Here is a 26,297-nt window from a genome sequence, read left to right on the forward strand (position 1 = left end):
CGCTTGAGGGGACAAAATTGCTCCGACAATGAGCCCAATCGGGTCTCATAAGAGGTCTAGGAATTCGGGAAGCGTTTCCTAAGGCAAACGTCGGCATAAGGCATTTTATTGCGTGGCGCCGATATTTCTTATTAGCAAATTGTGATACCAGCCTCCGATCCTGTATGAAAGAGACCTCGCCATCCGGATTGAGTTCACATGCGAGTTCCGTCATGAACTGCGCGCAGCCATACGGGTACGGCCGAATTCTATTTGCCGGATTGACGGCTGATGCCCTAGGTTGCCGATCCATCGCATGACCGACATAAACATCCGGCATCTGGAGCCAGAGCTCCTCGACGGCCTCGCGGCCGATGATCCGCGTGCGATCGCATCGCGTCGTGATCTCGTTCGCATCAACGCATTGATGTTCCAGGCCAGGTTCATGGCATCGCTCATGCGGGCGAACGTGCAAACGCCGCCGCTGCGCATCCTCGAACTAGGCGCCGGCGACGGAAAGTTCATGCTGACCGTAGCGCGGCTGATGGCGCGGCGTTGGCCCAACGTCGAGCTCGTCATGGTCGACAGAATCGGACTGATCGGCAAGGATGTGTGCGACGCGTTCGCCAAATTTGGTTGGCGGGCGCAACCCGTAACCGCCGATATTTTCGAGTGGACAGGAGACAGGCCTTTCGACCTTGTCTGCGCCAACCTTATCCTCCATCACTTCGACGACACGCGGCTCCTGGAGCTGTTTTCCCGTATCATGACGATGGCTCCGATGCTCGTCACGACGGAGCCGCTTAGGGCCAAGGTGCCGCTTGTCGCGACCCGGTTCCTGCGACTGATCGGCGCCTGCGCGGTTACACTCAACGACGCGACGCAAAGTGTCCGCGCCGGTTTCCGCGGCACGGAACTTTCCCAACTGTGGCAACTGTCAGGGGGCACGCCCGTGATGGAGGGCCGCAAAGGCCTGTTCACTCAAGGTTTTGTCGGTGCCAGTTTCCCCGGGGCAAGCATGCCCGGCACCAGATGATGCACGACGCGATAGTCATCGGTGCTGGCCCCGCCGGCAGTTCTACCGCCATTGCGCTGGCCCAGCATGGTTGGTCGGTGGCAATGGTGGAGAAGGTGGTGTTTCCGCGCCGAAAGGTCTGCGGCGAATTCATGTCGGGGACCAGCCTGGCCTTGCTCGACCGGTTGGGCGTCGGCGAGATCTGGCGCGCGGAAGCCGGCCCCGAAATACGTCGCGTCGGGTTCTTTTCGGGCGATGTCTCGGCGCAAGCGCGAATGCCGATCGCCAAGACGGGTCTCGGCCGCGCGCTCGGCCGCGACCGTTTGGATTACATCCTGCTGCAGGCCGCAGAACGCGCGGGTGTCGAAATTCTCCAGCCTTGCAAGGCTGTCGCCATTCGTCGGCGCGATGATTTGCAATTTGTGACCGTGGAGGCGGAACAGCACCAAAAGATTTTGAGTGCACCTGTCATCATTGCCGCGCACGGATCCTGGGAACCCGGGAAACTTCCAAGCCAGATTGAAAGAACAAGCGCCCCCTCCGACCTTTTCGGGTTCAAGGCGCATTTTACCGGCGCCGCGCTGCCGCCCGACCTGATGCCGCTGCTGGTATTCCCGGGCGGCTATGGTGGAATGGTAACAGCGGACCGTGGCCGGGTTTCGATTTCCTGCTGCATCCGCCGGGACGTTCTATCCGGCCTGCGCCAGCGCTTTGGAAACATTGCGGCCGCCGATGCATTGTGGCGCCACGTTCTGGCCTCGTGCCAAGGCGTAGAGACTGCGCTGGCCGGTGCCGAACTGGATGGCCCATGGCTCGCCGCGGGACCGATTCATCCCGGCATTCGCGCTGGCTATGATCAGGGCATCTTCCGCGTCGGCAACATCGCGGGTGAGTCACATCCTGTCATCGCGGAAGGGATTTCGATGGCGCTGCAATCCGGCTGGCTTCTTGCGAGAGAACTGATCGCATCGGGCAAGGGTCCCGAGGGCCACGACGCGGCCGGACGTCGCTACGAACGCGCGTGGCGCCGGCAATTCTCGGCTCGTCTGCGCGCCGCAGCCTTGATAGCCCGAATAGCGATTGGGCCCGGTGGCGGAACGGCCATGCGCGCCGTGATCAAAAATTTTCCGGCGGCTTTGACGCTTGGCGCTCGATTGAGTGGAAAGACCCAGCCTGTTCCGGGCTTTTGACATTGAGTAGCGCCGCTTATTGGCCAACTGAATGAGGCGCTGGGGTGACGCAGACGTCGAGCAGATCCGCGCGTGCGCCGAGAGGCTTCCGTTGAGATGCTTCTTACGCCTGATGTGCCAGGGCTGACATTGGATCGAGCGCTCGTGCTTATCGCGATGTTCCGCCACGCCTATCATTTGGTTGGCTGATTGAGCCAGCCGTTGACACCGCGACGTAGGGCCCTGAAATGCCTGTATGGATAAGTCCGCAATGTCTTTGAAGTCGCCTGGAGCCGGGCATTCCCGCCTCCACCCTCGCTGGAAAGCCAGAATTTGCCGCACATGAGGGTGAGCCTTGCAAGACTGGTCAAGTTGGCCCGCCCGGCAGAGCCGACATGGCTGCTGCTTCGGGTCGTCATCAGCGAAGGCGGTGACGCCGCCATGGCCTGGCGGCAGTGGTCGGAGGCCAGAGCGGCCATCGAGCCGAGCGCGGCCGAAGTTCGTTTGATGCCGTCAGTGGCCGAGAGGCTGACGCAGTTGGGAATTTCAAGCAGCGCATCTGACAAGGTTGCTGCCGCGCGCCGCAATGCCTTTCTCGCCAACCATGCGCGCCTGACCGCCGCTTGCCCGTTGATTGAGCGCCTGGGCGCCAAAATGCCGGTCATGTTGCTGAAGGGGGGAGCGCGCATAGCCGCAAACCCCAGAGACTTGCACTTGCGAGCGATCAGGGACATCGATCTCCTGTTCAGACCGGATGAATTGCCGCTTGCCTTGGAGATCGCGATAGGCGCGGGCTATCGACCGATCAGCGGGGTTCTCCCTGGGCCCGTCAAATCCAGGGCGCTTGCTCCGCTTTTTGCCGCCGGTCGGCCCGACTACATCGAGATCGATTTTCATGCCGCACCGCTACGCTTCGGTCGGCTCGGATCTTACGACGCTGGATTGTGGCAGCGGGCGGTCGATGCCGAGATCCTCGGTATAGCTGTCAAGATACCCTCGGCTTCGGACCGGTTCCTCCAGGCCATTGCGCATGGTCTGGTCTTTGACGACGACAGCCCCGCGGACTGGCTTGTCGATTCATACCTCGCACTTCAGGATGCTTCATTCGACCCCCAGATCGTCGCCGACGAAATCCGTCGACGCCGGATTGGCTTGCCGGTGATGATAGCAGCGGCGCTCCTGAACGAGCTTGGCACGGTGGTTCCAGCGCCGATCCTTGCGGCCTGCGAGCGCGATGGTTCCAACCCGCTCTACCGTCGGGAACTCGCGGCATCGATGAAACCGACGCGAGCGCGTACACGGCTTGATCGCGCCCTTGTCATCGGCGCGGAGCTGCATCGCTCCTGGCGCTGGCTGGCGCACATCCCGAGCTGGAAGACATCCTGGCTGGTGGCGCCCTCGCTGCGTCGCAAGCAGGCAGGCTGGTGCAGGTTTGAAAACGGCAGAGCGACAATGCCGGTAAGCGGCATAGGCGAAGGCGGATTGACCGTTCGCTTTGCCGATGTTCCGCCAGGACTGGAACGCCTGTCATTCGATGTCTTGGCTGAGGACAAGTGGATCGGGCGAATCCGGTTTCGACTGGCGTACCGGCTTCTGCCCATATCGCCGCTATCCTGGCGCGCTCGCATGACTTTTCGCCATCCCGTGCAGTTGCCCGACCCAGCGCGGCTCACCGTAGTTGCCCTCAACGCGGAAAACACACCGACGACAGGTATCGCCGAGGGCATGTCACTGACGATTGAACCGGTGGGCAATTGACGTCTTTCGAACCCGGTCGGAATATTTGGCGGCTCGGCTTGATTGCGGTGCCTCACACAAATAAGAGTGCAACCATGAACACAGCTGCAAAACCAATGTCGGCCTACGGACTAAAGGGAAACGGGTCAGCCTGTCGCTTCATCGACGGCGAAGCGGTGCTGATCAATGCCGAGACATCAGCCTATTACAGCATGAACCGCACCGGCACCTTCGTTCTGCGCGAGCTTGTTGTCTCAGGCCGGCAGCCGGAGGAAATCGCCCGTATGTTCGAGGATCGTTTCGGCGCCCAGTCGGCGGACTGGAACGGCGATGTCGGCAAAACCATCGCACAGCTTGAATCGGAAGGCCTGATCGTGTCGGCGGACGGTCCTGCGCCGCAGCTCGAGGGCGCCGACACTGTCGAACTGCCGCAAGTCTACGAGAAGCCGACGCTTGAGCGCCACGGCGAGCTCGAGCAGCTGATCCTGAGCGGCGAATAGACTTCCACCGATGGACCCCGACCACGCCAGGATGATCGGCAAGGAGCTTCAGGTGTCGGTCTCATCGACCGACCGCTCGCTCTATTTCCACGGCAACAGCATGCTGCCCTTCCTGCAGGAGGGCGACATGGTGGTCGTGCGGCCGGTCGCCTGGGCCGACCTGGCGCGCGGCGATATCGTGACCTATCGCAATGGCGAAAAGTTCCCGACCCGGCGCATTTTCTCCAAGCAGGCCGATCGGCTGACGCTCTACTGCGACGGTTGGAAATATCTGCACTTTTACGCCCACCGAGACGACATTCTGGGGCGGGCGGAAGCGCGCCTGCGCGGCAACCTTTGGATTACAATGTCGGATCCGGAGTGGCGGCGCACGGCACGGCGCTCGTTGCTTCATGCCTGGTGGCGGTCCTTGCGCGGCCGTTTCCGGCCGGCAACCGGACCCATACAGTGAGGCCGGGGCATGTTGCCATTCTCAGGATTGGCAGCCTTCGCATCGAAGTCGAGGCGTCGCAGGAACGCTACCTCGACGACCTCGCTCAGATCTATTCGACAGGGCTGCGGCCCTGCGACGACGAACTGCCGGTCGGCTTGCGTCTAGACATCGTCGATAGCCCCGGACCGACGCAGTTTGTGGTGCCTCCCGATGGCCTGGTCATCACGGCCGACGGCACGCTTCGCACCGAGGCGATCGATGCGCAGACCGCGCTGGAAGGCGACGCGTCGCGCGCCGGCGACGCGTCGCGCGCCCGGTTCACCGTTCACAAGACCGGTCTGACCGACGCGGAAAGGCGCATCTATCTCGTCGTTCTCTTGAACAAGATCCTGTTCTGGATGGGCTATGTCAGGCAGCATTCCTCGGCGGTTTGTCTCGACGGGGTGGCCAGTATGTTCGTCGGCGATAGGGGGGCGGGCAAGAGCAGCACCTGCGCCTATCTCGCCGGCCGCGGCGCGCTGGTGCTGGCCGATGACGATGTCATGATCCATCGAAACGGCAAGGCATTCACGGTGAGTGGATGCGACGAGACCATGCGGATCATGGCGGATGCCGAGCGGCGCCTGTTCGGTCATCTGGCCTTGCCGGCGCTCGATTTTGGCGGCATCGCGAAGAAGCAGATTGCGACTGCCGATCATTTCACAACCGCGCCCTATGTGGACTATCCTCTCAAGCAGATCTTTTTCCCCAGGATCGGCGAGGCGTTCGAACTCGACCGCCTGCCGCCAAGTCGGGTGGCGGTTCGCTTGCTGCATTCCCTTGCGCCTTCCAACCGCTTTGCGGGAACGCAAGACCATCTGGATGCGCTGGGCTATGTCTCCGAGCTCGCAGCCCGCGTTCCGGCCTATGCCTTGACCCTGACCCGCGACTATCAAGGTCTCGACCAGCTTTTCGAGCACCTCACGGACCCGAGCCGGCCATGAAGATCTTCTACGTCATCAGCAATGCATGCGAAGTCGCCGGAGGGGCCGAGCGCGCTGCGCGGGCGGCACTGCGGCAGCTCCATGCGTGCTATGGCTTCGCTTGCGAGATGCTCTCCGCCCACCCGGCGCCTTTCGAGCAGACCAGCGACGGAATTCGCCTGCGCGGATTCCGCGACGTGGAAGAACTGAAGTCGATTGTCGGCGCTGAGCGGCCCGACGTCATCATCGCCTCGCTGGGCGATGCGGTGCCGGCGTTCCGAGTGGCACGGCGCTTCCGCATTCCGCGCATATTGTGGATACACGCTTACGAGTTCTCGCCGCCCTCGGACGAGGAAAGGCTGCAGTGGTCGATTCCTCCAGCGCACCGCGCTTTGCCTGCGGATGATATCGACTTCGTTCTGAAGTCTGCGGATCACGTTTTCACCTGCTCGCAGCACATGCAGGGGTTCCTGCGAGATCGCGCTCATCGCGACAGCGAGGTGTTGCTCAACTCCTGGGACGAAGATGAGGTGCTCATCGCTGAACCCGCGGCCGGCGATGCCGCCTGCATCACTGCCGTTTGTGGGTATCGCCACAAGGGCAGCGACATCTTCCTTGAGATGGCGCGCCGGTTTCCGCACGAGCGCTTCATGCTCGTCGGTGAGCCGGGCAGCGACCTGTCGATCAGCACGGTGCGTGAAGCCGCTGCCTTGCCGAATGTCGAGCTGCCCGGCCGCATGCGGCCGCGCGATTTCCTGGCGCTGAGCAAGCTGGTTCTTGTGCCTTCGCAATGGCCCGAACCTTTTGGGCGGATCGCCGTCGAGGCTCTGGCCAATGCGATCCCGGTCCTTGCCAGCCGGGCAGGCGGGCTCAGGGACATCGTCGGCGACGGTGCGATGGGTATCGACGACTACACGAGCATCGATGCCTGGGAGAGCCGCTTGTCGGCGGCGACAAAGGGGCATCTCATTCCGCCAGCCGAACTGCAGGAGAGTTGCGCGCGGGCACGCCGCATCATGCGCAGCGAACCTGTGCACCTGCTTTCCCAGACAATTCGATCGCTCTCCTCAGCTCCGGATTGGACATCGCCGGCCATCGCCTTTTCGGGCGGGATTGGCGGCGTGGAATCCTTCAAGAAGGACAACGCTGCCTGGAGCGAGGATCTGACCGGCCGCGGCTACACGATCAGGTCGATCGATGACGACCGGCACGACGTGCACGACGCTGTTTTGCTGCACGACTATCTGCACGACTTCAATGATTTCCGGCCGCCTGACGCCGGCCATTGCATCGCGGTCAGAACGTCGGATTTCGGACCCTATCCGAAAAGCTGGGTCACCAAGATCGAAACCGAGTTCGACCAATTGTGGGTGTACACGGAATGGATCGCCGAGCAGGCCCGCGCGAGCGGGATCGATCCGGCAATGATACGCGTGGTGCCGGTCGGCTTCGATGCCGATGTTTTCCGTCCTGACGGGCCTGTCACGCCACTGGTTCCAAGCGACCGCTTTGCGTTCCTTTTCGTCGGCGGAGCGGTGCGACGCAAAGGCATCGATATCCTGATCAAGGCTTACCAATCCGCCTTCTCGGCGAGCGATATGGTTGCACTGGTGATCAAGGGGGACTCGAAGAACAAATTCTACGCGGGCCGCAGTGAGGTCGAAGGCATCCTCCAAGCCGACGATCGCGTCGATCCTCCGCTGGTCGTCCATATCGATCAGCACCTCTCGATCGAGGAGCTCGCCGCGCTATTTCGAGGCTGCGATGTCGGCGTGTTTCCTTACCGCGCCGAAGGTTTTGCAAAGCCGATCCTCGAAGCCATGGCATCTGGACTGCCATCGATCGTGCCGAACCTCGGGCCGGCGATGGACTACTGCTCGCCAGCCACGTCCTTCCTGGTCCCGGCACGGCGCATCCGGCTGCCGTTCTCACGCAACATCAATCTTGCGATGGGCTTCGAGATGGACGTGGAGGCGGTTGATTTTTGCGAGGTGCGGGTCGACGCGCTCGCAAAGACCATGCGCGAGATATTTGAGGCTGGTCGCGTTGCATTGCGTTCAAAGCAGGAGACCGGGATCGAGTTCGCACAGGCCAGGCTGAACTGGAGGTCATCCACTGACAAGGTCGAGGCAAATCTGCGCGAAGTGAAGGATACAATCCCGCGTCGGATCTTTTCCCAGCGCGAAGCGGCGGAAAAGCAGCACCGGCTCCAGGTCGCTGCCCGTCAAATGCTGATCAAGGCAGCGATCACTGGTCAATAGCACGACCGGCAGTACAGGCTGCGGATAGATCGCGACAGGATCGCGCAATGCAAACTCGGATCTCCAGCGATCTGCACGACAGCTCAAGAGTGACGGCGGACGGTGGCGGCTCAATTCGACGGCGGCGGGATGAAATCGGTCAGCGCCGCGACAACCTGCTGTGGCTGTTCCTCGGCGATCCAGTGGCCCGAATCCTCGATGATGATCGTCTTCACGTTGCTTGCCACGTTGCGCAGCAGGATACCGATAGTGTCCCCCAATCCTCCCGACGCGCCTAGACCAAGAACGGGGATCTTCAGCGGCCGCTTGGCTAAAGCGCGGTTGTCGATCTCGTCTTGCGCAAAAGCGCGATAGTATTCGAACCCGCCGCGCAGCGCGCCGGGTCGCGCATAGGATTTCGCGTAATAATCCTCCGACTCCGGGGTTAGCGCACTGGTATTGACAGCCTCGACGTTTCGGAACCAGCGGATGAATTCGCTTTCCCGTCCGGTGATGAGCATCTCGGGCAGATCGCGCACGTTGAAGAAGCGAAAATGCCAGGTTCGGGGCGTCGCCGATATATCCTTCCAAGGGTCGATTCCGGGGAGTGGCACATCCATGACGATGAGCCGCGATACCTCATCGCGATATTGGGCGGCATAGGCATAAGCGATCATACCACCCATGTCGTGCCCCGCGACGGTGACGCGCGGCCCTAGGCCCAGTGCCGCGACTAGCGCCTGGATGTCGCGCGCGACATTCGCCTTGTCATATCCCGTGGCCGGCCGCGCTGTGTCGCCCAACCCCCGAAGATCGGGCGCCAGCACCGTGTGCCCACGTGCGATGAGTGCAGGCATCACATAACGCCACATATAGGATGTTTCGCCCCAGCCATGGAGCAGGACGATCGGCTCCCCGCGGCCCATGGCTATCAAATAATGATATTGGACGCCGTTCACCTTGATCTTTCCATCGCGGATCACGGTCTGCAACGTCGCCGCAGGGACAGGAGACTGCGCAGCGGCGGTGCCGGGCAGGCTGAGGGCGAGGATGGCGAAAGCGGCGGCGGCGAGAAGGGGTTTGATCATTGTCAGGCTTTCGGTTGTGAGTAAGACGCGTTGTTGATGAAAGGCCTTCTGACTGCGGTTCTGGAACCGATAGGCGGGCTCTATCAATTAAGGATATTTCATATCCTTGTGGACGTACAATATCCTTATTTGCCGCGGTGTAAAGCGCGATGGCAAGATCAAGCTATGGCGGAAGCGGAACGACGGGTTTTGCCCTAGCTCTGTCTGGAACCCGACGGACAGCTCTCGGCCAAAACGCGACGTGCGAGTAGTGGCTTGGCGATGTCCGTAGTTGGCGCGAAAGCAGACGATCCCCCATCCGGATTTCGCCTCTGCTCTCTTGGCAAGCCTGCCACAAGCTTGTTGCGGCATGGTCTTTCCAGGAACCCGGCAAAGAGGCGGACTTTCTTGGCGATTTCTCCACCCAGTGACATCGTTCTCGATGTTGCCCGAGCCGTCGACCCGACGGACATCGAGGCTGCCCGTGCCGCGCTCACCAAGCGGGCCAACGGCGTTGGCGGCGCCTTTTCTGTCGACATGGCGGCTTCGGTCGATGCCGGCTCGATCCTGTCCCGCGCCACCGCCGACAAGGCCGCGGCGAACGCCGATCCCGCCAGCAAGTTCAAGAAGTTCGAGGCGATGGTCTTGCAGACCTTCATCCAGAACATGCTGCCCAAGGACACCGAAGGGGTCTACGGCAAGGGGCTGGCCGGCGACATGTGGAAATCGCAGCTCGCCGAGCGCGTCGCCGATGTCATGGCCGAGCGCGGCGGCATCGGTATCGCCAAGTCGCTGCTGGCCGACCACTACAAGGACGGCAAGCGCACCGTGCCGATCGGACCGGTATCAACCGGGCCGCAAAAGACCGAGATCGACCAGCAGACCCGGCTCTCCACCTCGCTGGTCGAGGAATTGCAGCGCAAGGTCGCGCGGTCGATGACCGGCGACGAGACGACCATCCAAACCGACATCAAGATCTAGACCGGGATTTTCAATGGCCGATTTTTCAAAATTCTCTTCCAACCTGCCGGCGCGGACTTCCGAGGCGCCGATCCCTTTTGCACGGCCGGGCAACCTTGCCGCCATCATCGGCCGCATCGAGGAGGCGGTCGAGGAAGAGACGGCGGGCCTGAAGAACGACACCAGCTATGACCTCAAGGCCTCCAACGCCCGCAAGAGCCGTTACCTCTATGAATTGACCCGCGCCATGAAGGGCGCCAACGAGATCGAATTCCTGGAAGAGCATCGCGACAGCCTGGCGCGGCTGCGCCAGAAACTGGCGAAGAACGAAGCGGCGATCCTCGCTCACCTCAATGCGGTCAACGAGGTCGCGACGCTCCTGAAGAACGCCATCCAGCGCGCCGAAGCCGACGGTACCTACTCTGCCGGTGAATTCGGATGGGCGAGCTGATGTTCCGGGTAAGACTTGGCGGGAAAAGCCGGTGATCAAATTCATCGCCGCCGCGATCTGGATCTGCGCCGCTACGCTCGGCGCCGTGTTCTATTCGTTCCAGGCGGCCGGCGAGCGCGGCGTCGGCGAAACGCCGAAGCCGATGCTGGGCGGTCTCGACTACGTCAAGACCGACGTCATCTCGGTGCCGCTGATCCGCAATTCCAAGATCGACGGCTATTTCCTCACCAAGCTCGTCTACACGGTCGAGCCGGCCGAGATAAAGAAGATGTCGATCCCGGCCGAAGCGCTGATGACCGATCAGGTCTATTCCTATCTCTACTCCAACCCCCAGATCGACTTCACCAAGAAGGAAACCATCGATCTCGACGCCTTCCGCACCGCCATACGCGACACCGTCAACACACGCGTCGGCGCCAATCTCGTGCACGAAGTGCTGATCGACCAGGTCAACTTCCTGACCAAGGACGAGATCCGAGACAACGCCATGCGCCGTCACAAGGAGCCGGCTACGCCGACCGACGCTGCTGCGGCGGAATCGGCGCAGGCCGAGCCGGCCAAGCCGGCTGCAGCACACTGACCCCGCCGCAGGGCTGATTTCTCCGCCTCACCCCCTCCGACTGAAACGACATGACGCATCGCGACCGCGTTGACGTTTACGTCAACTCGAAGCTATATGCGCCAAGCGACCAGGATCGCGGCACGCGCGAGACAGCGACTTCGGCAGAGGCCGGTCACTGAAGCGCGGCAAAACGCAACAGACGAGGAGAACAGCATGGGCGTTCAGGAGATTGCCGAGAGGATCAAGTCGCGTGTGGCGAGCGCTGGGTTCGAACATTCGGTGAAGTTCGATACCGGCAGCGACGGCGTCATCGTCATCGACGGCGCAACCGTCTCGACCACCGACGCGCCGACCGACTGCACCGTCAAGCTCTCGCTCGACGATCTGGATTCGCTGATCGCCGGCGACCTCAACCCGACCATGGCGTTCATGTCCGGCAAGATAAAAGTCGAAGGCGACATGACGGTCGCCATGGCACTCAGCCAGCTGCTCGGCTAATCCCGTCGCAAAAGCAAAACGCCGCCCATCGGCGGCGTTTTGCTTTTGTCGACCCCCAGGCTTTTGCACCTCGGAAAGCCGAGGGCTTACGCCGCGTAGGTCAGCGGCAGCGCCTTCAGCTTGCGCCCAGCCGCCTTCAGCGTGCCATGCGCACCGTCGAGTGTACCCTCGACCAGCTCGAGCGCCAGCAGGCGATGCCGCTCATAGGGACCAGGCATGGCGAGCGCACCGGTCTTCTCCGCCGAAAAGCCGAAGCGGCCATAGTAAGGCGCATCGCCGACCAGCAGCACCGCAGCATGGCCGAGACGCGCCGCTTCCGCCAGGGCATGGCGCATCAGCGCCGAGCCGATGCCGGCGTTCTTCAACGCCGGGTCGACGGCGAGCGGGCCGAGCAGCAGCGCTGCCGGGCCACCCTCGCCCAGCCTCACATCCCACAGCCGTACGGTGCCGGTCACCGCGCCCGACGCATCGCGCACGACAAAGGCGAGGCCTTCGGAAGGCCGGCGGCCGCGCCGCAGCTTCTCCGACGATTTCTTGCGCCGCATCGGCCCCATGGCGCGGTCGAGCAACGCTTCACGCGCCGCGACATCGGCAGGGGTTTCGGCGACGATGGCAAGGACCGGCAAGGGGTCCACGAGTTCAACTGGCATTTTCATTTCCGCGATCCTTCACGAGCGGAGCTTGTTCCACAGGCGAACCCGGGCGGACGCAAACGCCCGCCTGGGGTGATCTGAAGGCCGAAGCCGTCAGATCACGTAGGATCGGAGAGGCTCGAAGCCGTTGAAGGCGACCGCCGAGTAGGTGGTCGTATAGGCGCCGGTGCCTTCGATCAGCACCTCGTCACCGATGGTCAGCGACAGAGGCAGCGGGTATGGCGTCTTCTCGTACATCACGTCGGCCGAATCGCAGGTCGGGCCGGCGAGCACGCAAGGCGCGGTCTCGGTGCCGTCATGGCGAGTGACGAGCGGATAGCGGATCGCCTCGTCCATCGTCTCGGCCAGACCGCCGAACTTGCCGATGTCGAGGAACACCCAGCGCACATTGTCGTTGTCGGCCTTCTTGGAGATCAGCACGACTTCCGACTTGATGACGCCGGCATTGCCGACCATGCCGCGGCCCGGCTCGATGATGGTCTCCGGGATAGCGTTGCCGAAGTGCTTGCGCAGCGCCGAGAAGATCGCCTGGCCATAAGCCTGAGCCGCAGGCACGTCACGCAAATAGCGCGTCGGGAATCCGCCGCCCATATTGACCATCTTCAACACGATGCCTTCGTCTGCGAGCGTCGCGAACACCTTCTTGGCGTCGCCCAGCGCACGGTCCCATGCCGTCAGGTCGGTCTGCTGCGAGCCGACATGGAACGACACGCCATAGGCGTCGAGGCCGAGCGTCTTGGCATGGCGCAGCACGTCGACGGCCATCGCCGGCACGCAGCCGAACTTGCGCGACAGCGGCCATTCGGCGCCTTCACCATCGGTCAGCACGCGGCAGAACACGCGGGCGCCGGGAGCGACGCGGGCTATCTTGTCGACTTCCTCGACGCAGTCGACCGCGAACAGCCGGATGCCGAGCTGGTAGGCGCGTGCAATGTCACGCTCCTTCTTGATGGTGTTGCCGAAGGAGATGCGGTCCGCCGGCGCACCAGCGTCCATCGCCATCTCGACTTCGGCAACGGAAGCGGTGTCGAAGGACGAGCCCATCGCAGCAAGGAGGCGCAGGATTTCCGGCGCCGGGTTTGCTTTCACCGCATAGTAGATTTTGGAATCGGGCAGCGCCTTTTCGAAGGCGCGGAAATTGTCGCGCACGACATCGAGGTCGACGACGAGGCAGGGGCCGGACGGACGTCGGGTGGCGAGGAAGTCAAGGATGCGCTGGGTGGCCATCGGGGTCTCTCCATCGCGCCTTTCGGCGCGCACAAGGGTGCGGACGCGGGCCGTCGGCCTCGCGAACACGCGGTCAAACAAAGGCGGGACGTCGAATTCATGGAACCAGCCGGTGGAGACCCCGGAACCATGAAACGCCGTCTCGCGGCGATGAACCTTGGCCTTGCCCGGCCTCGGTTCGCTTTGTCTGCCTTGGCTTGGATGGGAGACCCGTCCGCACTGCCGGCAATGAAGGTGTGCCTCTTTAGTAACCCCGGTATTTGGACAACCGGAAGAGAACCAGAAAGGCCCGCACCGTCGTTGCTTCAAGGTGTCCTCGGGCTGGCGGTTGGCCGCTAGACCGACTGGAGGGGTTGGCTCCAGTTACCTTACCGATTTCCCTCACCATTCGAGGATCGGCGGACACCCACAGGCACGTGCGACTTTGGGCAAGCGCGATATAAGATCGAAAGATTTCACAATCAATAAAAATCGTATCCCAGGTTGTAAAATTTCTGGCATCGAACAATGCTGCGCCAACCGTATACGGATATCGAACGATGCCAGGGACGCACGGCCCGCTCAACGCCTTCCTCGACCTTCGCCGCATGCCGGTCGCCAATGCGGAACTGGGCCCGCTGGCCGGGCTGCGCCTTGCTGTGAAGGACATTTACGACGTCGCCGGCTACCGCACCGGTTGCGGCAATCTGGTGAAGTTCGCCGAAGCGCACGCCGCGTCAAGCACGGCGCCGGCCGTGCAGGTGATTCTCGATGCCGGCGCGCGTTTCATCGGCAAGACGCAGACCGATGAGCTCGCTTTCTCGCTGATGGGCCAGAATGCGCATTTTCCGTTTCCGGTGAACCCGGCCGCGCCCGATCGCGTCACCGGCGGCTCGTCCTCCGGGTCGGCGGCGGCGGTGGCTGGCAAGCTTGCAGACATTGCCACCGGCTCCGACACTGGCGGCTCGATCCGCGCGCCGGCGAGCTTTTGCGGGCTGATCGGGCTGCGCACCACGCATGGCCGCATTTCGCTGGAAGGCACCATGAAGCTGGCGCCGAGCTTCGACACGTTCGGCTGGTTCGCCGACGACATCGAAACCTATGAGACGATCGGCAAATTGCTGCTCGGCCGCGACCCACATCAGTACCCGCTCAACCGGCCGCTTTCGATCCGCTGGCTGGACGCCTTCGTGGCCGGTCCGGCCGAGGCAGCCGAATATGCCAGGATGAGAGCGCTGGCGGCCACTGTGGTCGGTGAACCGAAGCCGGTGGAATACGTCTTCGCTTCTTTCCCCGACGAGCTCTACTGGTGCTTTCGCCGTCTGCAGGCCGCCGAGGCCTGGCAGCAGCATGGCGCCTGGATAACCTCTGGCGAGCGCGCTCTCGGGCCCGGCGTCGAGGAGCGCTTCGGCTTTGGCCGGACCATCGACGCAAAGACCGCACAGGCCGAGGCGGTGCGCCGCCTGACCTTCCGCTCCGAGCTCGCCGCGCTGCTCGGCCAGGACGGGTTTCTGGTCCTGCCCACCGTTCCAGGCCCCGCCCCTCTGGTCAAAAGCTCGCCTGAGCAGCTCCAGGCCTACCGCGAAAGGGCCTTGCATCTCTTGTGTCTTTCGGGTCTTTCAGGCTTTCCGCAAATCACCCTGCCCCTGGGCTCGGTCGAAGGCGCCCCTTTCGGCCTCTCGCTGCTCGGCCCTCCCGGCAGCGACATTGCCCTTATACGGCTCGGCCGGCGGCTTCTCGATACGGCACGAAAGGCCTGATCCATGGATACATTGACCCGCATGCGCGCCTTCATCGACGTCGTCGAGGCCGAAGGCTTTTCGGCCGCGGCGCGCAAGATTGGCCGTTCCAAGGCGCTGCTGTCGAAATATGTGCGCGAACTCGAGGACGAACTCGGCGCGCTTCTGCTCAACCGCACCACGCGGCAGTTCTCGATGACCGAGGCCGGCCACACCTACTACAGCCGCGCTTCGGAAATCGTGCGCGAGGTGGACAGCCTGGCCGACGCGGTGCGCGAATCCTCCGGCGACGTGCGCGGCCGGATCAAGCTCTCCGCGGCGCGCACCTTTGCCGATGCGCCGATCGGCCAGTCGCTGATCGACTTCGCCAAGCAGCATCCCGACATCGTGCTCGACATCCATCTCGACGACCGTTTCGTCGACCTGGTCGAAGAAGGTTTCGACCTTGCCGTGCGCATCTCGCGGCTGGAGAACTCCTCCCTGATCGCCCGGCGCCTGGGGCCATTCTCGGTCAGGCTGTGCGCATCGCCGGAACTGATCGCCAGGCACGGCAAGCCGACGCGCCCGCAGGATCTCGCCAACATGCCCTGCATCGTCGACACCAATGGCCGCTCGCTCGCCAACTGGCGCTTCAAGGGCGATGGCGAGGAGTCCGTCAGCGTCAACGTGTCGGGGCCGATCGAAGTCAACAGTCCGATGGCCGCACGCGCTGCCGCCGTGTCGGGCCTGGGCTTCGCCATCCTGCCTGATTTCATCGCCGCCCCCGACCTTGCATCGGGCAAGCTGGTTTCCTTGCTCGACGACCGCATCCAATCAGGCAGTGGCATTTTCGCCGTCTACCCGCATCGCCGCTATCTGCCGGCCAAGGTCCGCGTTTTCGTCGATTTCCTGGTGCAGTGGTTCAAGAACCGCGAGGGCGCTTGACCTGTCTTGACCGTGTCGCGGTCCCAATTTCGCCCGCTTTCTGGTAACCTCTCGAAATCTTCCCGAGGCCGATGGAACAGCGACCGAGAATGCACCTGAATCGCCACGCAATCATGCTGACTTCGGCCTTGGCGGCGCCTTTTGCCGCCGTCGGAGCGGCTGGCGCGCATCCGCACGTCTTCGCCGAGGCTCGCCTCGACGTGATCCTCTCCCCGGATCACCAAAGTGTGAAAGCGCTGCGCCATCTCTGGCGCTTCGACGATTTGTTTTCGAGTACGGTGATGATGGAGTTCGACAAGAACTCCGACCTGAAGCTTGACGACAAGGAGCTGAAGGATGTCGCCGACACCGTCCATGCCTCGCTGGCCGAGTTCAATTATTTCCAGCTCGTCACCGTCGACGGCAAGGACGTGCCGATGACGCCGCCGCCTCATTTGATGGCGAATTTCGACAATGACCAGCTGATCATCCTGTTCGAATCCGAACCGAAGGAGCCGATCAAGCTCGCCGGCAAGATCGATTTCGGCGTCTACGACCCGACCTTCTACACGGCCATCGATTTCACCGAGGATTCCAACATCACCGTCGAAGGCCTGCCGTCGAACTGCACCAGCAAGGTCATCCGGCCCGACCCGGACGAGGCGATCAAGGAAAACCAGAAGACCCTGACGGAAGCCTTCTTCAACGACCCGACAGGCACTGACATGAGCAAGATCTTCGCCACCAAGCTCGAACTGAACTGCCCGCCAGAAGGATAGATCCGGTGATGAAACCGTCCCTGCGTTTGGCATTCGGCCTCGTCGCCGCTGCCCTGGTGATGACGCACTTTCTCGGGCAGGCCCACGCCCAGAGCTCGCTCGGCATCGGCGTCAATGACGGCATGGCGCCCACCACCGGACCGTTCGCCCACATCCTGATGTGGATCAATATGCGCCAGCAGGAATTTTATCGCGCGCTGGCCGCGGCTATGAAGGCGATGCGCGAAGACGGCAGCAAGATGTGGCTGCTGATCGGCCTGTCCTTCGCCTATGGCATTTTCCACGCCGCCGGCCCCGGCCACGGCAAGGCGGTGATCTCGTCCTACATGGTGGCCAATGAAGTGGCGCTCAGGCGCGGCATCCTGTTGTCCTTCGTCTCGGCGCTGCTGCAGGGCCTGACCGCCGTCGTGGTGATGCTGCTTGCCTATTTCGTGTTGCGCGGCACCGCCATCTCGATGACCGACGCAGCCTGGTTCATGGAGATCATGAGCTATGTCTTCGTCACTCTGTTCGGCGCCTGGCTGTTGTGGCGCAAGCTCGGGCCCACGGTGCTGCGCTGGTTCGGCAAGGCACCCGCCTACAGCCTGTCGGCGGCGCATGCCGGCCATTCCCATGGCCATTCTCACGCCGGCCACTCGCATGCCGCCCATAGCAATTCCGCGCATGCTCATTCGCACGCGCTTCACGCCCATCACGATCATGCCGCGCACGATCACCCTCACGATCACGGCGCCCACGATCATCATCATGCCGGACATGACCATTCCCATCACGACCACGCTCACCACGATCATGCGCATCACGACCATGCTCATCACGATCACGCCGCCGGCGAGGTCTGCGATACGTGCGGCCATTCGCATGCGCCCGATCCGGCGCTGTTGTCGGGCGACCGCTTCGACTGGCGCACGGCGTGGTCGGCGGTGGCCGCTGTCGGCATCCGTCCCTGCTCCGGCGCGCTGATTGTGCTGAGCTTCGCGCTGCTCAACGGCCTGTGGCTCGGCGGCCTGCTATCGGTGCTGGCGATGTCGCTCGGCACGGCGATCACCGTCTCGGCGCTGGCGACGATTGCCGTTACCGCCAAGAACTGGGCGGTCTATTTCGCCGGCGACGGCCGCATGGGCAACCGCATCCACACCTTCGTCGAGATCGGCGGCGCCGCCTTCGTCTTCCTGTTCGGACTATTGCTCCTGTCGGCGAGCCTGACTGGCAGCGTCTGATGATTGCGGGTCAGGCCTGACCCGCAATCTTGCCATCGAGCTCATCCTCGATATGCGCTTGGATGATTTCATCAAAACTCTTCTCGGCGCTGAAACCGAGATCCCGTGAGCGCCGCGCCTCGAAGCGCGTCGGCCAGCCCTTGACGATCGCCCAGATCGTTTCGTCAGGCTGCTCGCGGATCAGGCCCGCGACCTTCGGTCCGGCAATGCGCTCCAGCGCCTCGATCTGCTCGCCGACGGTGACGGCAACGCCGGGCATGGTGAGGTTGCGGCGCGGGCCGACGGCGGCACCGTCGATCCCCGCCGCATGAATCAGGAAACTGACCGCCGAGCGCGGGCTGGCATGGGTGTGCAGCACCGAACGCGGCACCGGCAGGATCGCCTCCTGCCCGGCAAGCGGCTCGCGGATGATACCGGAGAAGAAGCCGGACGCAGCCTTGTTCGGCTTGCCGGGCCGCACGCAAATGGTCGGCAGGCGAATGCCGATGCCGTCGAAGAAGCCGCGCCTGGAGTAGTCGGCCAGCAGCGCCTCGCTCATCTGCTTCTGCGTGCCGTAGGACGTCAGCGGCGTCGGATGAAAGTCGTCCGGGATGACATCCGGGAACGGCGCGCCGAACACCGCTATCGACGAGGTGAAGACCAGGCGCGGCGCAAAACCCGCCAGCCGCACGGCGTCGAACAGCGCCCTGGTGCCGTCGAGGTTGACGCGATAGCCGAGATCGAAATTGGCTTCCGCTTCGCCCGACACGATGCCGGCGAGGTGGAACATCACGTCGGGGCGTGAGGCGACGAGGCTCTCTGTAGCACCGGCGTCGGCAAGGTCGCCAGTATGCGTGGCGATGCTGACGCCCGCCATCGCCGGCGCCTGCGGCGGCACGATGTCATGCAGGTCGAGTGCCGTGATCTTGCGGCCGTTGAGCGTGCCGTCCTTGGCCAGCCGGGCGATAAGCTTGCGGCCGACCATGCCGGCCGCGCCAGTAATCAGGATGCGCATTTGTAAAAGCCTCTTATTTGCCCTTGTTCTGGCTGCGCCCGCGCAGCCAGAACACCAGAAAGAATGCCAGCACGAAGCCGATGCCGACGATGCCGGCAAGTACGGTCGAGATGTTGCCGAGCGCCAGCATCACCGTTGGCAGATTGTAGGCCGCAATGCCGAACAGCAGCATGATCCAGGCCGCGGCAATCAGCGCGTTTCTGTTGTCGCGATCCATCATGCCGTCCCGCCGTCGCGAGAGCTCGTCAACCGGGATGCCAATGCCATGAGATTCCCTGTCAGTGATAATGGCCGTGATGCGGTGGCGCACCATGGTCGTGGTCATGATCGTGGTCGTGTTCGTCATGGCTGTCGGCGCACTGGCCGAATTCCGGCTCGACGGTGGCGTGGCTGATGCCGTGCTCGGCGGCGAGCCGCTTCTTGATGGCGCTGACCGCCTGATGCGGATCGACGCCGTCATTGAGGCAGGCATGCAGCGTCGCCATGTTGCTCGAGCCGTCCAGCGACCAGACATGCATATGGTGCACTTCGCGCACGCCCTTGACGGTGCCGGCAATATCCTTGGCGATGAGGTCGCGGTCGAGGCTGGCCGGCACGCCTTCAAGCAGCACGTGGGCGGCTTCGCGCATCAGCGACCAGGCGGTGGACAGGATCAGCACCGAGACCAGAACCGACAGGATCGGATCGATCGGCGTCCAGCCGGTCGCCAGGATAACCAGCGCCGCCACGATCGCCGCCGCCGAGCCGAGCAGATCACCCAGCACATGCAGGATGGCGCCGCGCATGTTGAGGCTGTCGCGATCGCCGCCATGCAGCACGAAGAACGACGCGATGTTGACCAGAAGCCCGGCGATCGCCACCACCAGCATCGGCCCGCCCAGCACTGGCGCCGGCGTCATCAGACGGCCCCAGGCCTCGTAGACGATCCACAGCGCGATGGCGAAGATGGCGATGCCGTTGGTGTAGGCGACCAGCGTCTTGACCCGGCCGAAGCCATAGGTGAGGCGCACCGTCGCCGGCCGTCCGCCCAGATGGAAGGCGTACCAGGCAAGGCCAAGAGCGATCGAATCGGCGAGCATGTGTCCGCCATCCGCCAGCAGCGCCAGCGATCCCGTCAAAAGGCCGCCCAGCACTTCGGCGACCATGAAGCCGGCGGTCAGGCAAGCCGCGATCAGCACCCGTTTCTTGTCGGTCGAGCCATGCACGTGACCGGCGCCATGGCTGTGTACATGCGCACTGTGATCGTGCGAACCGTGATCGTGGCTGTGCGCCATATGTTTTCTCCTACGCGCCGAACTCGGCGCGGAAATCCTCGAGCCGTCGCTTCTGCCGGCCTTCGCCATCGAAATTGGCCGGATCGAGCCAGGCCTCATAGGCTTTGCGAAGCGCCGGCCATTCCTTGTCGATGATCGAGTACCACGCGGTATCGCGGTTTTCACCCTTGACCACAAGATGCTGGCGGAAAATGCCCTCGAACTTGAAGCCGAACCGTTCCGCCGCACGCTTCGAGGGTTCGTTGCGGTTGTTGCATTTCCATTCGTAGCGGCGATAGCCGAGCTCGTCGAAAATGTACTTCATGAACAGGAACTGCGCCTCGGTCGCCGCCGGCTTGCGTGAGATCAGCGGCCCCCAATAGATGTTGCCGATCTCGATGACGCCATAAGCGGGATCGATGCGCATCAGCGTCTGCCGTCCGGCAACCTTGCCGCTGGCCTTGTCGATGACGGTGAAGAAGAGCGGATCCTCACTTGCCTCGACCTTGTCCAGCCAGGGCTGGAAATCGGCGCGGGTCTGCGGCGGATAATCGGGCAGCCAGGCAAAGCGGCCGTCGATGTCGGGCACGGATGACGCTTCGTAGAGCCCGTCGCCATGCTTTTCGGCGCTCAGCGGTTCAAGCCGGACATAGCGGCCATCGATGGCCTTGCGCTCGGGTCGCGGACGCGCTTGCCAGTCTTTGAGATTTTCAGACACGTAAAACTCCAATCCGTTTGACTTTTGTGAGCAGACGCTCACAAAAACGCGACCCAACAGCAAGAACCACACGGACGGGAAAAATGCTCCACACGATTTCGGCCTTCGACCGCCTCGGCGAGGAAAACGCCTTTGCGGTGCTCGCGAGGGCGACGGCGCTGGCGCAACAAGGCCGCGACATCGTCAATCTCGGCATTGGCCAGCCCGACTTCAAAACGCCGCAGCACATTGTCGACGCGGCGATCAAGGCGCTGCGCGACGGCCACCATGGCTATACGCCTGCCAACGGCCTGCTGGCGACGCGCGAGGCGGTGGTTCGGCGCACGCTGACCACGACCGGCGTCGAGGTCTCGGCCGAGAATGTGATGATCCTGCCCGGCGGCAAGCCGACCATGTTCGCGGCGATCCTGATGTTCGGCGAACCCGGCGCCGAAATCCTCTATCCCGATCCCGGCTTCCCGATCTACCGCTCGATGATCGAGTTCACCGGCGCTGCACCCATTCCCGTGCCGATCCGCGAGGAAAACGGCTTTGCCTTCTCGGCGGAGGAGACACTGGCGCTGATCACCTCGAAGACCAGGCTCTTGATACTCAACTCGCCGGCCAACCCGACCGGTGGCGTGACGCCGCGCGCCGAGATCGAGAAGCTGGTCAAGGGGCTGGAGAAACACCCACAGGTCGCCATCATGTCGGACGAGATCTACGACGTCATGACCTATGACGGCGAGACGCATTTCTCGCTGCTCAATTTCCCGGAAATCCGCGACCGGCTGATCGTGCTCAACGGCTGGTCGAAGACCTGGGCGATGACCGGCTGGCGCATGGGCTGGTCGATCTGGCCGAATGGCGACAAGGGCGCCCATCTCTACGACAAGGTGCGCAAGCTGGCGGTCAACTGCTGGTCCTGCGTCAACGCGCCGAGCCAGTTCGCCGGTATCGCCGCCATCGACGGCCCGCAGGACGATGTCGACAAGATGATGCGCGCCTTCGATCGCCGCCGGAAGGTCGTGGTAGAGGGGCTGGACGCGCTGCCCGGCGTTTCCTGCATCACGCCCAAGGGCGCCTTCTATGCCTTCCCCAATGTTTCGAAGACCGGCTGGAAGGCGAAGAAACTCGCCTCGGCGCTGCTTGAGGATGCCGGTGTCGCGCTGATCGGCGGCCCCGATTTCGGCATTCTCGGCGAAGGCTATATCAGGCTCTCCTACGCCAATTCCGAAGAGAACATTCTGCGCGCGCTGGAGCGGATCGAGGCGTTTTTGAAGAAAGAAGCCTAGAGAGAGAATTCGATGGCTTGGCGCTAGTGCAGCCGATGAATCCGCCTGTTTTGGTTATACCAATGTTCGAGAAGTTCGTTGTGTCGGTCAGATTCGATAGCGCCGATGAGCGCTTCCGCGCGTTCAATACAGACGGCGCACCACTCTCGCCCGTCAGCGACGTAGTACGACTTTGCAGTTTTAAGAGCTTCGGTCGCCCGGGCGTTCTCAGCGGACCCGGCCTCGGCTACTCCGATTTGAAACCATCGGTGATGTTCTGATCCCCAGCGCTGGCCGCGCAAATATCGGGCATGTTGTTGGTAACTGCCGTTCTCCGCAAAAAAGGGCAACGCTTGACCGGTCGCAAGCTGAAGCATTGTGATGGCCGATTTTTCTGCATCATCAGCGGACGCTGACGGCAACCAAACATCAGCGCCATTAGGCGCCGCCAGCCGAAAACCAGGCTGAAGAACAGGCATATCATTGCCCGCGATGCTGAACGCAGCGACATTGACGCAGAAGTCGCGCGATCCGAACGCCGAAATCTGGAAATTGAACTCGTGCAGGATGCCGCCGCAAACTCGGATGAAATCGCGACGACCTGCTCGCTGAAAGCCTTGGTCGCGCATTGCCGAACGCCATACCCGGTCAATAGCTGGGGTAAGTAGGTCCTGCAATTTCGCCATCCATGATGTCCTGCTCTACCCCCTGCCCACAAACGGCATTTTGGTCGCCATCACCGTCATGAACAGCACATTGGCGTCGAGCGGCAGGCTGGCCATGTGGACGACGGCGTCGGCGACGCGCTGGACGTCCATCACCGCTTCGGCGGCGATCGAGCCGTTGGCCTGGGGCACGCCGACGGTCATGGCATATGCCATGTCGGTCAGCGCATTGCCGATGTCGATCTGGCCGCAGGCGATGTCATAGGGCCGGCCGTCGAGCGCCAGCGTCTTGGTCAGCCCCGATATGGCGTGCTTGGTCGCGGTGTAAGGCACCGAGCCCGGGCGTGGCGCATAGGCCGAGACCGAACCATTGTTGATGATGCGGCCGCCCATCGGCTTCTGTCTGCGCATGGCGCCGAAAGCGGCGCGGGCGCACAGGAACGATCCGGTGAGGTTGACGCCGACAATGTCGTTCCAGACCTCGACCGGGATCTCGTCGATCGGCGTCGACTTGTAGCTCATGCCGGCATTGTTGAAGAGCAGGTCGACGCGCCCGAAAGCCGCTGCCACCGTCTCGAACAGATCATCGACCTGGCCGGCCTTGCTGATGTCGCAGGCAACCGCCAATGCCTTGGCATCGGTCTTGCCGGCTTCAGCGATCGCGGCGTCGAGCACTTGTTTGCGGCGGCCGCAGAACACCGTGTTCCAGCCCGCCTTGAGCAGTGCGGTGGCGACGCTCTTGCCGATGCCGGTGCCGGCCCCGGTGACGATGGCGGTTTTCTCTGTGAGGGCTGTCATGATTTTGCTCCTGCGCACCGCGCATCCCCGGCTCAGATCGGGATGCATCCGAATGCACCGAGGCATCGCAAATGACAGGGATCATGGCAAGCCGGACCATCGGCAAAATGGTTCAACAAAAAGGGCGGTCATTGGCGACCGCCCTGATCTGAACCGGGCTTGGGAGGAGGAAAAGCCGATCCGACTGCTAGAATCATGCGCTTCCTCGGTAAACGAGACGTTAACGCTTTTTTCCGGCCCGGCGGCTCTGCCTACCAGCGCGGGTTCGGCGCGGTCCCCGCAGGGGCCGGCACCTTGGCTGCCGACACGGTCGCCTCGACATGGTCGACCAGCGCATCAGGCAGGCCGAGCCGGCCTGCTAGCAGGTCGAGATAGCCGCGTTCGGCGCGCGTATCGGGGTCGATGGTCAGCCGCGACGCTGTGTAGAGTTCGAGCCTCTGCTCGTCGGTCTTGGCGCTGGCGACCAGCGTGTCGAGGTCGAGCGGGCTGTCCAGCTCGGCCAGCAGGAATTTTTCGGCATCGGACCCGACGCCGGCGAGTTTGAGCTTGCCGGCAATCTTTTCGCGTTCCTCGTCGTCGACATGGCCGTCGGCCTTGGCCGCCGAGATCATCGCCCGCACCAGCGTCAGCGTGAACTCGTCCTCGCCCTGCGGAGCCTGCGAGGGATGGAAAGCGGTGTCGGCGGGCGGCGGCAGCAGTTCCGGCTGGCCGGCCGCCGGCGCCTGCTCGGGCGCATTGCCAGCCTTGTAGTTCTGATAGGCCTTGTAGGCGAGGCCGCCGATCGCGGCCAGTCCGCCGAGCTTGATGGCGGTGCCCGTCACCTGGCGTCCGGTGCCGGTCCCAAGCAGCACCGCGGCCAGCGCGCCGGCGGCCAGCGGATTGTCCTTGGCCATCTGCACGGCTTGCCCTGCCTTGTCGCGGACGGTGCCGGTGGTACCGGGAACTTGCGAGCCGAGCAGGTCGTCGAGAAGCTTCTTGGGATCGAACATGGTGCCTCCAGAAAAGGGCCCGTACCACAGGGGGACGAGCGGGTTTTGGACGTTGCAGACGTAGGTCCCGCTTGTTGACATTACAATGACGAACGGGCGCTTTGCCAGCGATGCAGCCTTCGAAAAATCGGTACTGCCATGTGTCGAAATGGGCTGTGGCTTCCGCTAGTGTCGCCGCCGCAATGCCGAGGGAGGACCTGCCATGGCCGAACCAACCGAACGCGAACCCGCCCGCGATCCGCAGGATCTGGAACGCCTGCTGATCGACCGGCAGTGGGTGGGAGATGTCGATGGCATGATGGCGCTGTTCGAACCCGATGCGGTGGTAGACACCGGCGAAGCCGAATTGACGCGCGGCCACGACGCGATCCGCGCCCTGTTTGAAACATTCGTCGCAAGCGGGCGAAAATTCCAGCGTGGCGAACAGCGCCCAGCGGCCATCAATGGCGATCTCGCATTGACCTCGACCCGGCTTCCCGATGGCTCGATAACCTCGGAGGTCGCGCGCCGGCAGGCCGATGGCAACTGGCTGTGGGTGATCGACCGCTATTCCGTCGCGTGGTGACGCAGGCAGCGCCAGAGTCGCCCCGACGCTAGCTGCCGATATGGCCCCTGCCCTGCGCCTGCGCCAGTTCGACCTGGCGCTGCCGCTCGGCATAGCGGGCGCGATCCTCGTCCGTGCGGGCCTCATAGCAGTGTGGGCAGGACACGCCGGTGGCATAGCGTGGCGACAGACGGTCCTCCGGCGTCAGCGGATGCCGGCAGGCGCGACACAGTTCAGCGTCGCCCTCAGTGAGCCCATGCGACACCGAGACCCGCTCGTCGAAGACGAAGCATTCGCCCTGCCAAAGGCTGTCTTCGGCCGGCACCTCTTCGAGATATCTCAGAATGCCGCCCTTGAGATGGAACACATCCTCGAAGCCGAGCGACTTCACATAGGCCGTCGCCTTTTCGCAGCGTATGCCGCCGGTGCAAAACATCGCGACCTTGCGGCCGTCGAGCTGGTCGCGATGCTTTTCGATCCAGCCCGGGAATTCGCGAAAGCTCGACGTGCGCGGATCTATGGCGCGCTCGAACGTGCCGATCGACACTTCATAGGTGTTGCGGGTGTCGATGACGATGGTGTCGGCATCCGAGATCAGCGCGTTCCAGTCGGCCGGCGCGACATAGGTGCCCGCGCCCTTCGCCGGGTCGAGGTCTTCGACGCCCATGGTGACGATCTCGCGCTTTAGCCGCACCTTCATGCGATGGAACGGCATCTCGGCGGCAGTGCTGTATTTGACCTCTAGATCGGCGAGGCCTTCGATGGACCCGAGATAAGCGATCAGGTCGGCGATATCGGTCTCCGAGCCGGCGACCGTGCCGTTGATGCCTTCCTGCGCCAGAAGCAGCGTGCCCTTGATCCCGCGCCCGCAGCAAAAGGCGGCAAGCGGCGTGCGCAATTCCCGCAGCGCGTCGAAGTCGCCCAGCGCCGCAAATTTGTAGAGCGCGGCGACGCGCACAGGTTCATGGTTGGACAGTGTCATCGCCAAGCCACTAAACCGTGGTCAAAGC

28 protein-coding genes are annotated in these 26,297 nt (G+C 63.0%); 17 read left to right on the forward strand and 11 right to left on the reverse strand.

All coding sequences use genetic code 11. The features are described from left to right. Positions 1–295: 295 nt before the first annotated feature. The 7 genes from AC1DYC_RS14590 to AC1DYC_RS14620 all read left to right on the forward strand — a co-directional run bounded on the left by AC1DYC_RS14590 (position 296) and on the right by AC1DYC_RS14620 (position 8,056). Positions 296–1,015, forward strand: coding sequence for a class I SAM-dependent methyltransferase (locus AC1DYC_RS14590; RefSeq protein ID WP_477407292.1), 720 nt, complete (start codon positions 296–298; stop codon positions 1,013–1,015). Then, on the forward strand, positions 1,012–2,184 hold the full coding sequence (locus tag AC1DYC_RS14595; protein WP_477407294.1) for an NAD(P)/FAD-dependent oxidoreductase: 1,173 nt from the start codon (positions 1,012–1,014) through the stop codon (positions 2,182–2,184). Before AC1DYC_RS14590 ends, AC1DYC_RS14595 begins: the two co-directional genes overlap by 4 nt. A gap of 321 nt (positions 2,185–2,505) precedes the next feature. After that, positions 2,506–3,921 (forward strand): nucleotidyltransferase family protein, encoded by a 1,416-nt coding sequence (locus tag AC1DYC_RS14600; RefSeq protein WP_477407296.1) that lies wholly within the window; start codon positions 2,506–2,508, stop codon positions 3,919–3,921. 74 nt (positions 3,922–3,995) lie between these two features. Next, positions 3,996–4,400 (forward strand): PqqD family protein, encoded by a 405-nt coding sequence (locus AC1DYC_RS14605; RefSeq protein WP_477407298.1) that lies wholly within the window; start codon positions 3,996–3,998, stop codon positions 4,398–4,400. Between the two features lie 10 nt (positions 4,401–4,410). Next, positions 4,411–4,851 (forward strand): S24/S26 family peptidase, encoded by a 441-nt coding sequence (locus tag AC1DYC_RS14610; protein WP_477407300.1) that lies wholly within the window; start codon positions 4,411–4,413, stop codon positions 4,849–4,851. After that, entirely contained in the window at positions 4,848–5,816 is a 969-nt protein-coding gene (locus AC1DYC_RS14615) for a hypothetical protein (RefSeq protein WP_477407302.1), read from the forward strand. Before AC1DYC_RS14610 ends, AC1DYC_RS14615 begins: the two co-directional genes overlap by 4 nt. Next, the gene (locus AC1DYC_RS14620) at positions 5,813–8,056 is read left to right on the forward strand and encodes a glycosyltransferase family 4 protein (RefSeq protein WP_477407304.1); all 2,244 of its coding nucleotides are present in this window, start codon (positions 5,813–5,815) and stop codon (positions 8,054–8,056) included. The genes AC1DYC_RS14615 and AC1DYC_RS14620 overlap by 4 nt, the downstream gene beginning before the upstream one ends. Positions 8,057–8,166: 110 nt before the next feature. On the opposite strand, the gene AC1DYC_RS14625 is transcribed toward AC1DYC_RS14620, so the two are convergent. Next, positions 8,167–9,123 carry an alpha/beta fold hydrolase gene (locus AC1DYC_RS14625; RefSeq protein WP_477407306.1) on the reverse strand — a complete coding sequence of 319 codons (957 nt, stop codon included), beginning with the start codon at positions 9,121–9,123 and terminating at the stop codon, positions 8,167–8,169. 387 nt (positions 9,124–9,510) lie between these two features. Between AC1DYC_RS14625 and AC1DYC_RS14630 the strand changes: the two genes are divergently transcribed. The 4 genes from AC1DYC_RS14630 (at position 9,511) to AC1DYC_RS14645 (ending at position 11,573) form a co-directional block, all read left to right on the forward strand. After that, positions 9,511–10,083 carry a rod-binding protein gene (locus tag AC1DYC_RS14630; RefSeq protein WP_477407308.1) on the forward strand — a complete coding sequence of 191 codons (573 nt, stop codon included), beginning with the start codon at positions 9,511–9,513 and terminating at the stop codon, positions 10,081–10,083. 13 nt (positions 10,084–10,096) lie between these two features. Then, positions 10,097–10,513, forward strand: a complete 417-nt coding sequence (locus AC1DYC_RS14635; RefSeq protein ID WP_477233066.1) for a hypothetical protein — start codon at positions 10,097–10,099, stop codon at positions 10,511–10,513. A 31-nt stretch (positions 10,514–10,544) separates the two neighbouring features. After that, positions 10,545–11,093 (forward strand): hypothetical protein, encoded by a 549-nt coding sequence (locus AC1DYC_RS14640; RefSeq protein ID WP_477407309.1) that lies wholly within the window; start codon positions 10,545–10,547, stop codon positions 11,091–11,093. 96 nt (positions 11,094–11,189) lie between these two features. Further along, positions 11,190–11,573, forward strand: a complete 384-nt coding sequence (locus AC1DYC_RS14645) for an SCP2 sterol-binding domain-containing protein (RefSeq protein ID WP_477407311.1) — start codon at positions 11,190–11,192, stop codon at positions 11,571–11,573. 86 nt (positions 11,574–11,659) lie between these two features. Here AC1DYC_RS14645 and AC1DYC_RS14650 read toward each other — a convergent pair whose 3' ends face one another. Together AC1DYC_RS14650 and odc2 are read right to left on the reverse strand one after the other, a co-directional pair. Then, positions 11,660–12,229, reverse strand: coding sequence for a GNAT family N-acetyltransferase (locus tag AC1DYC_RS14650; protein WP_477407313.1), 570 nt, complete (start codon positions 12,227–12,229; stop codon positions 11,660–11,662). A 90-nt stretch (positions 12,230–12,319) separates the two neighbouring features. Then, entirely contained in the window at positions 12,320–13,453 is a 1,134-nt protein-coding gene (odc2, locus tag AC1DYC_RS14655; protein WP_477233069.1) for an ornithine/lysine decarboxylase, read from the reverse strand. A 539-nt stretch (positions 13,454–13,992) separates the two neighbouring features. Here odc2 and AC1DYC_RS14660 point away from each other — a divergent pair. The 4 genes from AC1DYC_RS14660 to AC1DYC_RS14675 all read left to right on the forward strand — a co-directional run bounded on the left by AC1DYC_RS14660 (position 13,993) and on the right by AC1DYC_RS14675 (position 18,073). Continuing rightward, a complete protein-coding gene (locus AC1DYC_RS14660; RefSeq protein WP_477407314.1) occupies positions 13,993–15,192 on the forward strand; it encodes an amidase in 1,200 nt (399 codons plus the stop codon). Between the two features lie 3 nt (positions 15,193–15,195). Further along, complete coding sequence (locus AC1DYC_RS14665; protein WP_477303665.1) at positions 15,196–16,095, forward strand: LysR family transcriptional regulator; 900 nt, start codon at positions 15,196–15,198, stop codon at positions 16,093–16,095. Between the two features lie 89 nt (positions 16,096–16,184). After that, positions 16,185–16,853 (forward strand): DUF1007 family protein, encoded by a 669-nt coding sequence (locus tag AC1DYC_RS14670; protein WP_477407316.1) that lies wholly within the window; start codon positions 16,185–16,187, stop codon positions 16,851–16,853. 8 nt (positions 16,854–16,861) lie between these two features. After that, positions 16,862–18,073, forward strand: coding sequence for a nickel/cobalt transporter (locus AC1DYC_RS14675; RefSeq protein WP_477408308.1), 1,212 nt, complete (start codon positions 16,862–16,864; stop codon positions 18,071–18,073). A 10-nt stretch (positions 18,074–18,083) separates the two neighbouring features. On the opposite strand, the gene denD is transcribed toward AC1DYC_RS14675, so the two are convergent. The 4 genes from denD to AC1DYC_RS14695 are packed head-to-tail and all read right to left on the reverse strand — an operon-like array spanning position 18,084 to position 21,038. Beyond that, on the reverse strand, positions 18,084–19,067 hold the full coding sequence (gene denD / locus AC1DYC_RS14680) for a D-erythronate dehydrogenase (protein WP_477407318.1): 984 nt from the start codon (positions 19,065–19,067) through the stop codon (positions 18,084–18,086). 13 nt (positions 19,068–19,080) lie between these two features. Continuing rightward, positions 19,081–19,287, reverse strand: a complete 207-nt coding sequence (locus tag AC1DYC_RS14685) for a hypothetical protein (RefSeq protein WP_477408310.1) — start codon at positions 19,285–19,287, stop codon at positions 19,081–19,083. Between the two features lie 58 nt (positions 19,288–19,345). Next, entirely contained in the window at positions 19,346–20,341 is a 996-nt protein-coding gene (locus AC1DYC_RS14690; protein WP_477407320.1) for a cation diffusion facilitator family transporter, read from the reverse strand. A gap of 10 nt (positions 20,342–20,351) precedes the next feature. After that, complete coding sequence (locus tag AC1DYC_RS14695; protein WP_477407322.1) at positions 20,352–21,038, reverse strand: GNAT family N-acetyltransferase; 687 nt, start codon at positions 21,036–21,038, stop codon at positions 20,352–20,354. Between the two features lie 83 nt (positions 21,039–21,121). On the opposite strand from AC1DYC_RS14695, the gene AC1DYC_RS14700 reads away from it, so the two are divergent. Next, positions 21,122–22,312, forward strand: a complete 1,191-nt coding sequence (locus tag AC1DYC_RS14700) for a pyridoxal phosphate-dependent aminotransferase (protein ID WP_477407324.1) — start codon at positions 21,122–21,124, stop codon at positions 22,310–22,312. Between the two features lie 23 nt (positions 22,313–22,335). Here the strand turns inward: AC1DYC_RS14700 and AC1DYC_RS14705 are convergent, their stop codons facing one another. The 3 genes from AC1DYC_RS14705 to AC1DYC_RS14715 form a co-directional block, all read right to left on the reverse strand. Next, a complete protein-coding gene (locus AC1DYC_RS14705) occupies positions 22,336–22,977 on the reverse strand; it encodes a DUF4304 domain-containing protein (protein ID WP_477407326.1) in 642 nt (213 codons plus the stop codon). A 15-nt stretch (positions 22,978–22,992) separates the two neighbouring features. Further along, positions 22,993–23,754, reverse strand: coding sequence for an SDR family oxidoreductase (locus AC1DYC_RS14710; RefSeq protein WP_477407328.1), 762 nt, complete (start codon positions 23,752–23,754; stop codon positions 22,993–22,995). A gap of 251 nt (positions 23,755–24,005) precedes the next feature. Then, on the reverse strand, positions 24,006–24,743 hold the full coding sequence (locus AC1DYC_RS14715) for a tellurite resistance TerB family protein (protein WP_477407330.1): 738 nt from the start codon (positions 24,741–24,743) through the stop codon (positions 24,006–24,008). Positions 24,744–24,945: 202 nt separating this feature from the next. On the opposite strand from AC1DYC_RS14715, the gene AC1DYC_RS14720 reads away from it, so the two are divergent. Further along, the gene (locus tag AC1DYC_RS14720) at positions 24,946–25,308 is read left to right on the forward strand and encodes a YybH family protein (protein WP_477407332.1); all 363 of its coding nucleotides are present in this window, start codon (positions 24,946–24,948) and stop codon (positions 25,306–25,308) included. A gap of 28 nt (positions 25,309–25,336) precedes the next feature. Here AC1DYC_RS14720 and trhO read toward each other — a convergent pair whose 3' ends face one another. Next, positions 25,337–26,269 (reverse strand): oxygen-dependent tRNA uridine(34) hydroxylase TrhO, encoded by a 933-nt coding sequence (gene trhO, locus AC1DYC_RS14725; RefSeq protein WP_477407334.1) that lies wholly within the window; start codon positions 26,267–26,269, stop codon positions 25,337–25,339. Positions 26,270–26,297: the final 28 nt, after the last annotated feature.

It is taken from the genome of Mesorhizobium sp. P2_E7 (assembly GCF_056403855.1).

What these genes read in the sequence shown, in the direction of transcription:
- AC1DYC_RS14690 (WP_477407320.1), bottom strand. Translation starts at nt 20,341, where the DNA reads ATGGCGCACAGCCACGATCACGGTTCGCACGATCACAGTGCGCATGTA.
- AC1DYC_RS14595 (WP_477407294.1), top strand. Translation starts at nt 1,012, where the DNA reads ATGATGCACGACGCGATAGTCATCGGTGCTGGCCCCGCCGGCAGTTCT.
- denD (WP_477407318.1), bottom strand. Translation starts at nt 19,067, where the DNA reads ATGCGCATCCTGATTACTGGCGCGGCCGGCATGGTCGGCCGCAAGCTT.
- AC1DYC_RS14660 (WP_477407314.1), top strand. Translation starts at nt 13,993, where the DNA reads ATGCCAGGGACGCACGGCCCGCTCAACGCCTTCCTCGACCTTCGCCGC.
- AC1DYC_RS14685 (WP_477408310.1), bottom strand. Translation starts at nt 19,287, where the DNA reads ATGATGGATCGCGACAACAGAAACGCGCTGATTGCCGCGGCCTGGATC.
- AC1DYC_RS14705 (WP_477407326.1), bottom strand. Translation starts at nt 22,977, where the DNA reads ATGGCGAAATTGCAGGACCTACTTACCCCAGCTATTGACCGGGTATGG.
- AC1DYC_RS14610 (WP_477407300.1), top strand. Translation starts at nt 4,411, where the DNA reads ATGGACCCCGACCACGCCAGGATGATCGGCAAGGAGCTTCAGGTGTCG.
- AC1DYC_RS14650 (WP_477407313.1), bottom strand. Translation starts at nt 12,229, where the DNA reads ATGAAAATGCCAGTTGAACTCGTGGACCCCTTGCCGGTCCTTGCCATC.
- AC1DYC_RS14625 (WP_477407306.1), bottom strand. Translation starts at nt 9,123, where the DNA reads ATGATCAAACCCCTTCTCGCCGCCGCCGCTTTCGCCATCCTCGCCCTC.
- AC1DYC_RS14720 (WP_477407332.1), top strand. Translation starts at nt 24,946, where the DNA reads ATGGCCGAACCAACCGAACGCGAACCCGCCCGCGATCCGCAGGATCTG.
- AC1DYC_RS14670 (WP_477407316.1), top strand. Translation starts at nt 16,185, where the DNA reads ATGCACCTGAATCGCCACGCAATCATGCTGACTTCGGCCTTGGCGGCG.
- AC1DYC_RS14590 (WP_477407292.1), top strand. Translation starts at nt 296, where the DNA reads ATGACCGACATAAACATCCGGCATCTGGAGCCAGAGCTCCTCGACGGC.
- AC1DYC_RS14635 (WP_477233066.1), top strand. Translation starts at nt 10,097, where the DNA reads ATGGCCGATTTTTCAAAATTCTCTTCCAACCTGCCGGCGCGGACTTCC.
- AC1DYC_RS14700 (WP_477407324.1), top strand. Translation starts at nt 21,122, where the DNA reads ATGCTCCACACGATTTCGGCCTTCGACCGCCTCGGCGAGGAAAACGCC.
- odc2 (WP_477233069.1), bottom strand. Translation starts at nt 13,453, where the DNA reads ATGGCCACCCAGCGCATCCTTGACTTCCTCGCCACCCGACGTCCGTCC.
- AC1DYC_RS14645 (WP_477407311.1), top strand. Translation starts at nt 11,190, where the DNA reads ATGCGCCAAGCGACCAGGATCGCGGCACGCGCGAGACAGCGACTTCGG.
- AC1DYC_RS14600 (WP_477407296.1), top strand. Translation starts at nt 2,506, where the DNA reads ATGAGGGTGAGCCTTGCAAGACTGGTCAAGTTGGCCCGCCCGGCAGAG.
- AC1DYC_RS14675 (WP_477408308.1), top strand. Translation starts at nt 16,862, where the DNA reads ATGAAACCGTCCCTGCGTTTGGCATTCGGCCTCGTCGCCGCTGCCCTG.
- AC1DYC_RS14605 (WP_477407298.1), top strand. Translation starts at nt 3,996, where the DNA reads ATGAACACAGCTGCAAAACCAATGTCGGCCTACGGACTAAAGGGAAAC.
- AC1DYC_RS14710 (WP_477407328.1), bottom strand. Translation starts at nt 23,754, where the DNA reads ATGACAGCCCTCACAGAGAAAACCGCCATCGTCACCGGGGCCGGCACC.
- AC1DYC_RS14715 (WP_477407330.1), bottom strand. Translation starts at nt 24,743, where the DNA reads ATGTTCGATCCCAAGAAGCTTCTCGACGACCTGCTCGGCTCGCAAGTT.
- AC1DYC_RS14665 (WP_477303665.1), top strand. Translation starts at nt 15,196, where the DNA reads ATGGATACATTGACCCGCATGCGCGCCTTCATCGACGTCGTCGAGGCC.
- AC1DYC_RS14620 (WP_477407304.1), top strand. Translation starts at nt 5,813, where the DNA reads ATGAAGATCTTCTACGTCATCAGCAATGCATGCGAAGTCGCCGGAGGG.
- trhO (WP_477407334.1), bottom strand. Translation starts at nt 26,269, where the DNA reads ATGACACTGTCCAACCATGAACCTGTGCGCGTCGCCGCGCTCTACAAA.